Raw genomic sequence first — 8,379 nt, 5'->3', positions numbered from 1 at the left:
GGCGCGCTCCGCTCGGCGGGCGGGGGGGCGGCCTCCCCTGCGCCGGGCGGGGGGGGGGGGGGGGGGGGGGGGCCGGCCGCCGGGGCCCCCCCCCCCCCCCCCCCCCGGCCGTTACCCGAGGGGTGCTCGGGAAGTCTTCCGGGTCACGAGTCGACCTGCGCGGTCACCAGGTCCGAGAAGGTGGTCAGCCGGGTGTAGACACCCGGGTAACCGGCCTCCGCGCACCCCTCGCCCCAGGAAGTGATCCCTGCCAGGACGCCCCCGATGAGCAGGGGACCGCCGCTGTCGCCCTGGCAGGTGTCAACGCCGCCGGACGTGTATCCGGCGCAAACCATGTCGGACTGGACGAAGTCCGAACCGTAGGAGGAGCGGCAGCTGGAGTCGGACACGACCGGGACGGTCGCGGTCCGCAGCTGGTTGGAGGAGCCGCCGTTCTCCGAGGTGGTCCCCCAGCCGAGGATGCGGGCGGTGGTGCCGGCCGCGTACACGCTCGTCTGGGAGGAGGTGACGTACTTCGCCGTGGTGTACGGCATCGACGTCGAGAGGGTCAGTACGGCCACGTCGTCGCCGTTGGTGGCGTCCGTGTAGTCCGGGTTGATCCAGATCTTGCTGACCCGGCTCACCGTGCCGTTGGTGCCGTTGAGGTAGGTCCGGCCGCCGACCACGCGGACGCTGCTCGTGGTCTCGCCGACCATGCAGTGCGCGGCCGTCACCACCTTCTTGGGCGCCACCAGGGTGCCGCCGCAGAACTGGTTCTGGGACGCGTCCGTGATCTGCATCATGAACGGGTACGCGGTCGTCGTGGTGGTGGTACCGCCGACGATGGGCTGGGGGGCGGCGCTCGCCGTGGGGGAGGCGAGCAGCGCGGACGCCGCCGCGGCGGCGGTGGCCACCACGGTCGCGGCGGTCTTTCTTGCACGTGTGAGCCCGAACATGAGTCTCCTCAGTGGGGTTGCACCGGTGGGGGGTTCGCGCGGGTCTGTGTGGGGGTTTGCATGGGGGTCGCGGGACCGACCCCCATGTGCCCGGGCGAGCGGCACGCCCATTACGCTAGGACCCGGCACCCTCGGCTCCCAATGAGGGAACCCCCTAGGGGGTTGGGTGAGGGAAAACCCTCGGTCCGGTTCAGTTAACAAGAGCACCGCTCAGGGCGCGCGGTGACCTGCCGCCAATCGGACGATGTCCACCCGCGAACGGATCCCCAGCTTGCGGTAGACCCGCGTCAGGGTCGCCTCCACCGTCTTCACGCTGATGAACAGACGGGCCGCGATCTCCCGGTTCGTGGCTCCCTCCATGACGAGCGCGGCGACCTGACGCTCCATCGCGGCCAGCGCGTGCAGCGCGTCCAGGGCCTCCGGCACGGCCGGCGCGGGTTCCGGTCCGGCGGTGGCCGGGGATTCGTCCACCTGGCGCAGCCAGGGCAGCGCCCGGCAGCGCCGGAACAGCCGCGTGGCTTCCTCGAACGCCGCCGGTCCCGCCCCCGGGCCGCCGCGCAGCCGGGCCAGCGCGAACGCGGCCCGTGCCTCCTCCAGGCCGTAGCCGAGCTTGCCGAGGCGGTCCTGAGCGGACGTCAGCTGGGCGAGCGCGGCCTCCCGGTCGCCCCGGGCGGCGCGCACCAGCGCCTCGGACCGGTCGAGCACGGCGAGGACGCTCTCCCGGCCGAGCCGCAGCGCGTGTTCCCGGCTGACGTCGATGACGTCCTGCGCCTCGGCCGCCTCACCGGTCAGGACGAGCGCCTCGGCGAGGTCGCCGTGCCAGCGGCCCCGGGCCGGGTCGGTGATGCCGAGGCCCAGCTCCAGGGTGCGCACCCGGCGCAGCGAGCGCACGGCGCCCGCCGGGTCCCCGTCCACCAGCTGGGCGTACCCGAGGGCGCCCAGCGCCCGGGACAGGTACATCTGGTCGCCGTCCTCCTCGGCGTGGTGCACCGCCTCCCGGGCCAGGGCCAGGGCGCGGTCCACATCGCCGCCGGAGGCCTCGGCGAGCGAGGTGAGCATCGCCGAGGCGGTCTCGCCGATCCCGGAGTCCCGGGCGAGCCGCAGGCTGTCGCGGGCCAGTTCCAGGGCCCGCCCGCAGTGCCCGGCGCGCAGCTCGGTCTCGGCGAGACCGCGCAGGAAGTGCACCTCGCTCTCCACCGAGCCGCGCCGGCGCACCTCGCGCAGCAGCCCGGTGACCGCGGCCCGGGCCTCGGCCAGCTGGTCCCCCATGACCAGCCAGCGGAACCGGGCGCTGCCCGCGCCGTTGTGATGCCACGCCACCCGGGGGTCCTGGGGTTCCTTCAGGGCCCGCTTGATGGTGCGGGGTGCCTCCGGATGGCCCATCAGGGTCTCGGTCTGCGCCTGGAAGGCGAGGGAGAGCAGCTCGGTGCGCCGGTCCTCGCCGCGGGCGGCCAGCTCGGCGGCGTGCGCGGCGGCCTCCCGGGCCTCGGTGAAGTCGCCCTCGACGATGAGTGCCCGCCAGGCCAGCTGGTAGTGGACCAGGGCGAGCAGCCGGGGGTCGTCGCCGGCGTCGGCCAGGGCCTGCGGGAAGACGGCGTCGACCTCGGCCATGGTGTGGCCGGCGGTGTCGATGACGATCATCCAGGCCCGCACCCGGTCGGCGGGCACGGTCGCCCGGGCCAGTACCTCCCGGGCGATGTCCCGGGCCAGGTCGACCTCGCCGGCGGTGATCGCGTCCTCGGCGGCCGTCAGCCGGCGTTCCTGCGGGCTCGGGGAGCCGTCGGCGGGGGCGTGCCGGGCGGCGAGCAGCCCCAGCTGGGCGGCGACCGAGGGCGCTCCGCGGTCCCGGGCGAGGGCGGCGGCCTCGGCGAGCCGGGCGGCGACCTCCGGGTCGGTGCCGGTGGTGGCCAGGGCCAGGTGCCGGGCCCGCTCGATCGGGTCGGAGGCCGCGGTGGACAGCGCCGCGTGCGCGGCCCGCCGTTCGTGGGCGGGCGCCTCCGCGTACAGCGCGGCCGATATCAGCGGGTGCGCGAACCGTACGGCCGGGGCGTCCGGCTCGGTGGCCAGCAGCCCGAGTTCGGCGGCCTGGGCGCACTCGGCCTCGGCGTTCTCCCGGCCGGCCGCGTGCAGCAGGGCCGGGGTGGGGCGGGCGCCGGCGCTGGCCACCAGCAGCGTGCGGCGGGCCTCCACCGAGAGCATGTCCAGCCGGCTGAGCACCAGGGCGCGCAGCGAGGTCGGCACGGGCAACGGCTCGCCCGGCCGGGGCGGGGTGGGGCTGTCGGCGAGGGCGCGGCCCAGTTCCAGGGCGAAGAGCGGGTTGCCGCCGCTGGTGCGGTGGATCTCGCGGACCGTGGAGCGGGACAGGCAGCCGTGGCCGCGGTGGTCGAGCAGCTCGGCGACCTGGGTGCGGGAGAGCGGGCCCAGCCGGACCGCGAGGGTGCCCGGCGGGCAGGCGCGCAGGTGGCGGTCGTACTCCTGGCTCTGCCGGCCCTCCGTGCGGACCGCGCACAGCAGTTGCACCGGGGTGCCCTCCAGGCGCCGGGCGGCGAAGCCGAGGAGTTCCGCGCTGGCCGGGTCCAGCCACTGGAGGTCGTCGGCGACGACCAGGACGGGGCCGTGGGCGGCGAGGGCGCGCAGGGCGGAGAGCACGGCGAGGCGCAGGGCGAGTCCGTCGCGCTGGAGGCTGGACTCGCCGCGGCCGGTGAGCGCCGACTCCAGAGCGGTGCGCTGGGCGGCGGGCAGCCGCGGGGAGACCTCGTCGAGCACCAGGCCGAGGAGGTCGGCCAGGGCGAGGAAGGGCAGGTGGGATTCGGACTCGGTCGCCGAGCAGCGCAAGACCGTGCGGGCGGTGGCGCCGTATTCCTCGGCCAATGCCCGCAGGACGGTGGATTTCCCTATTCCGGCGGGGCCGTGGAGCAGCACACTGCCCCCGGAGGCGAGTCGCTCACGGGCGTCGGCGAACAGCTCCTCGCGGCCTATCACCAGGTCGGGGCGGCACCTGGCAGGCTCCTTGAAGTCCCGTCGCACGGTCACCGCTCCCCTCGTGTCGTGTCCGGAGCAAATTCTAGGCAACGATCCCTGAAATCCGGACGGAAGCCCTGGTGAGGGAAATAACAAACGGTCAAGCAGAGGGAAATTCAAAGTGCCGCCGGATGAATGGTCAGGTTTCCTGACCAACGGGTTTCCCGATCGGGGGGTTGCATGACCGTCAGGTTTCCCGGCCGGCTCCGGGCTACGGCAGCAGCCCCGCCCTGCGCGCCGCGGTGACCGCCTCCCCTCGTGTGTGCGCGCCCAGCTTCCGCATCGCCGAACGCAGATAGCCCTTGACCGTCTCCGGGCCGATGCCCAGCCGCTCGGCCACCGCCGCGTTGGTGGCTCCCGCCGCCACCCAGGACAGCACGTCCACCTCGCGTGGCGCCAGGGTCACGCCGCCGGCTCGCGGCGGCGCGGTCAGCAGCCCGCACGCGGCCAGCAGTTCGGCCCGCAGCCGAGGATCGGCGATCCGCGGGGCCAGCGCCCGCAGCGCCGCGTGCGCCTCGCGCACCTGTTCCCACACGGCACCGCCCTCGGTGCCGGTCCGCTCGGGCCGGGCCGCCGCGAGCAGCTCCCGCGCCCCGTCCCGCAGCACCAGCGCCTGCTCCACGTCCCGCGCCACCGCCACCGCCGCGTCCAGCGTGCGGTCACCGAGCGGCCGGGCCGAGCGCAGCGCGCCGTACAGCACCCCGCGCACCCGGCGCCGCACCACCACCGGCACGGCGAGCACCGCCCGGATGCCCTCGGCGGCCACCGGCACGTCGTACTCGTGGCTGATCTGGCGTGAGCTGGAGTAGTCGGTCACCGCGCACGGCCGGGCCAGCGCCACCGCCTTGCCGCCGAGCCCGTTGCCGGAGGTCACCGCGAGCGAGCGCAGCGCGGCCGTGGTCGTGCCGCTCAGCTCGCTGATCCGGATCTGCGGCCGGCCCGACTCCACCAGGCCGCCGAAGGCCACGGGCAGTCCCGTCACCCGCCGCAGCCGGGCCAGCGCGCCGCCGATCTCCACCGCCCCCACCGCGTCTGCCGTCACCCGTTCGCCCTTTCGGCCGTCCACACCCCCGTTCGGGGGTAGTGAGACCCGCATCACGGATTAGACGATGCCAGAGAGCCGCCCGGCAATGGTCCGGAGCATAGGAGGAGAACCGATGACGACGGCGACGGAGATGTTCCGCAGGGCACGGGACTTCCTGCTGGAACACCGAGAGGACTACGCCACCGCCTACGAGGGCTTCCGCTGGCCCCGGCCCGAGCACTTCAACTGGGCGCTGGACTGGTTCGACGAGATCGCCGACGGCAACGACCGCACCGCGCTGCACATCGTCGAGGAGGACGGCACCGAGACCCGGCTCTCCTTCGCCGAGCTGTCCGAGCGGTCGAACCGGGTGGCCCGGTGGCTGCGTGAGCGCGGGGTCGCCGCCGAGGACCGCGTCCTCGTCATGCTCGGCAACCAGGCCGAGCTGTGGGAGACCGCGCTGGCCGCGATGAAGCTGCGCGCGGTCGTCATCCCGGCCACCCCGCTGCTCGGCCCGGCCGACCTCGCCGACCGGGTGGAGCGGGGGCGGGTGAAACACGTCGTCGTCCGGGCGGAGGACACCGCCAAGTTCGCCGACGTGCCCGGCGCGTACACCCGCGTCTCGGTCGGCGGCCTGCCGCAGGAGGGCTGGGAGCCGTACGAGGACGCCTACGCGGGCCCGGCCGACTTCGTCCCGGACGGCCCGACGCTGGCCGACGACCCGCTGATGCTGTACTTCACCTCCGGGACGACCGCCCGCCCCAAGCTGGTCGAGCACACCCACACCTCGTACCCGGTCGGGCACCTTGCCACCATGTACTGGATCGGCCTCAAGCCCGGCGACGTGCACCTGAACATCTCCTCGCCCGGCTGGGCCAAGCACGCCTGGTCCAACCTCTTCGCGCCGTGGAACGCGGAGGCGACCGTCTTCGTCTTCAACTACACCCGCTTCGACGCGGCCCGGCTGATGGCCGAGATGGACCGGGCCGGCGTGACGACGTTCTGCGCGCCGCCGACCGTGTGGCGGATGCTCATCCAGGCCGACCTCGGGCAACTGCGCACCCCGCCCCGCGAGATCGTGGCCGCGGGCGAGCCGCTCAACCCCGAGGTCATCGAGCAGGTCCGGCGCGCCTGGGGGGTGACCGTCCGGGACGGCTTCGGGCAGACCGAGACGGCCGTGCAGGTCTCCAACAGCCCCGGCCAGCCGCTGAAGACCGGCTCCATGGGCCGTCCCAGCCCCGGCTTCCGGGTGGAGCTCCTGGACCCGGTCTCCGGCGCGCCCGGCGCCAGGGAGGGCGAGATCGCGCTCGACCTCACCGAGCGCCCGGTCGGCCTGATGACCGGCTACCACGGCGACCCGGACCGCACGGCCCAGGCCATGGCGGGCGGGTACTACCGCACCGGGGACATCGCCGCCAGGGACGAGGAGGGCTACCTCACCTACATCGGGCGCAGCGACGACGTCTTCAAGGCCTCCGACTACAAGGTGAGTCCGTTCGAGCTGGAGAGCGCCCTGCTGGAGCACGAGGCGGTGGCCGAGGCGGCCGTCGTCCCCGCCCCGGACGAGCTGCGGCTCGCGGTGCCCAAGGCGTACGTCGTCCTCGCCGAGGGCTGGGAGCCGGGCCCGGACACCGCGAAGGTCATCTTCGAGCACTCCCGTGACGTGCTCGCGCCCTACAAGCGCATCCGCCGACTGGAGTTCGGCGCGCTGCCCAAGACCGTCTCGGGCAAGATCCGCCGGATCGAGCTGCGCGAGGCCACGGCGGCCGGCTCGCAGGACGAGTACCGCGAGGAGGACTTCCGGTGACCCCGCAGCCGTCGTACACGCACGGGACGAGCCCGACCGCCCTGCTCGGTGACACCATCGGCGCCAACCTGGACCGTGCCGTGGCGGCCTGGCCGGACCGCGAGGCCCTGGTCGACGTGCCGTCCGGGCGGCGCTGGACCTACGCCGAATTCGGCGCGGCCGTCGAGGAGTTGGCACAGGCCCTGGTGGTCAGCGGCGTCACCAAGGGCGACCGGGTGGGCATCTGGGCGGTCAACTGCCCGGAGTGGGTGCTGGTGCAGTACGCCACCGCCCGCGTCGGCGCCGTCATGGTCAACATCAACCCGGCCTACCGCACCCACGAGGCCGAGTACGTCCTCAGGCAGTCGGGCGTCTCGCTGCTGGTGGCCTCCCTCAGCCACAGGACGAGCGACTACCGGGCGATGGCCGAGCACGTGCGGGGCCGCTGCCCCGAGTTGCGCGAGATCGTGTACATCGGCGACCCGAGCTGGGAGGAACTGCTGCGGCGGGCGACGCCCGGGGTGTCGTACGAGGAGCTGTCCTGCGACGACCCCATCAACATCCAGTACACCTCGGGCACGACCGGCTTCCCGAAGGGCGCCACCCTCTCCCACCACAACATCCTCAACAACGGCTACTTCGTGGGGGAGTCGATCGCCTACAGCGAGCAGGACCGCATCTGCATCCCGGTGCCCTTCTACCACTGCTTCGGCATGGTCATGGGCAATCTGGCGGCCACCTCGCACGGCGCCTGCATGGTCATACCGGCGCCGTCCTTCGACCCGGCGGCCACGCTGGAGGCGGTGCAGCGGGAGCGGTGCACATCGCTGTACGGCGTCCCGACCATGTTCATCGCGGAGCTGAACCTCCCCGACTTCGCCTCCTACGACCTCTCGACCCTGCGCACCGGCATCATGGCGGGCTCCCCGTGCCCGGTGGAGGTGATGAAGCGGGTGGTGGCCGAGATGCACATGGAGCAGGTCTCCATCTGCTACGGCATGACGGAGACCTCCCCGGTGTCGTTGCAGACGCGGATCGAGGACGACCTGGAGCACCGCACCGCGACCGTCGGCCGGGTCCTGCCCCACCTGGAGGTCAAGGTGGTCGACCCGGCCACCGGCGTCACCCGGCCGAGAGGCGCCGCGGGCGAGTTGTGCACGCGCGGCTACAGCGTGATGCTCGGCTACTGGAACGAGCCCGAGAAGACGGCCGAGGCCATCGACGCGGGCCGCTGGATGCACACCGGGGACCTGGCGGTGATGCGCGAGGACGGGTACGTCGAGATCGTCGGCCGGATCAAGGACATGATCATCCGGGGTGGCGAGAACATCTACCCGCGCGAGATCGAGGAGTTCCTGTACGCCCACCCCAAGATCAGGGACGTCCAGGTCGTCGGGGTGCCGCACGAGCGGTACGGCGAGGAGGTCCTCGCGTGTGTCATCCCGAGCGACCCCGCCGACCCCCTCACGCTGGAGGAGCTGCGGGACTTCTGCGCGGGGCGGCTCGCGCACTACAAGATCCCCAGCAGGCTCCAGCTCCTCGACTCCTTCCCCATGACGGTGTCGGGGAAGGTCCGCAAGGTGGAGCTGCGGGACACGTACGGGGCGTGATCC

Annotated in this window: 5 protein-coding genes; 2 read left to right on the top strand and 3 right to left on the bottom strand. The window is 73.4% G+C overall.

Features of this window, described 5'->3' with window-relative positions:
- Positions 1 to 143 precede the first annotated feature (143 nt).
- The 3 genes from AB0946_RS40355 to AB0946_RS40345 all read right to left on the bottom strand — a co-directional run bounded on the left by AB0946_RS40355 (position 144) and on the right by AB0946_RS40345 (position 4,998).
- On the bottom strand, positions 144 to 935 hold the full coding sequence (locus tag AB0946_RS40355; protein WP_366765714.1) for a serine protease: 792 nt from the start codon (positions 933 to 935) through the stop codon (positions 144 to 146).
- Positions 936 to 1,145: 210 nt separating this feature from the next.
- The gene (locus AB0946_RS40350) at positions 1,146 to 3,968 is read right to left on the bottom strand and encodes an AAA family ATPase (protein WP_366765713.1); all 2,823 of its coding nucleotides are present in this window, start codon (positions 3,966 to 3,968) and stop codon (positions 1,146 to 1,148) included.
- A gap of 199 nt (positions 3,969 to 4,167) precedes the next feature.
- Positions 4,168 to 4,998, bottom strand: coding sequence for a LuxR C-terminal-related transcriptional regulator (locus AB0946_RS40345; RefSeq protein WP_366765712.1), 831 nt, complete (start codon positions 4,996 to 4,998; stop codon positions 4,168 to 4,170).
- 115 nt (positions 4,999 to 5,113) lie between these two features.
- On the opposite strand from AB0946_RS40345, the gene AB0946_RS40340 reads away from it, so the two are divergent.
- Positions 5,114 to 6,787 carry an AMP-binding protein gene (locus tag AB0946_RS40340; RefSeq protein ID WP_366765711.1) on the top strand — a complete coding sequence of 558 codons (1,674 nt, stop codon included), beginning with the start codon at positions 5,114 to 5,116 and terminating at the stop codon, positions 6,785 to 6,787.
- Positions 6,784 to 8,376, top strand: coding sequence for an AMP-binding protein (locus AB0946_RS40335; protein ID WP_366765710.1), 1,593 nt, complete (start codon positions 6,784 to 6,786; stop codon positions 8,374 to 8,376). The genes AB0946_RS40340 and AB0946_RS40335 overlap by 4 nt, the downstream gene beginning before the upstream one ends.
- The last annotated feature ends 3 nt before the right edge of the window (positions 8,377 to 8,379 follow it).

Source organism: Streptomyces sp. NPDC046870 (assembly GCF_040704595.1).
GTDB lineage: Bacteria > Actinomycetota > Actinomycetes > Streptomycetales > Streptomycetaceae > Streptomyces > Streptomyces argyrophylli.
The sequence above is the reverse complement of the archived record's forward strand: the minus strand, read 5'-3'. Positions and strand labels throughout refer to the sequence as shown.

Bases quoted from the DNA above. Each gene is read 5' to 3' on its own strand.
- AB0946_RS40355 (WP_366765714.1), bottom strand. From the start codon at position 935: ATGTTCGGGCTCACACGTGCAAGAAAGACCGCCGCGACCGTGGTGGCC.
- AB0946_RS40340 (WP_366765711.1), top strand. From the start codon at position 5,114: ATGACGACGGCGACGGAGATGTTCCGCAGGGCACGGGACTTCCTGCTG.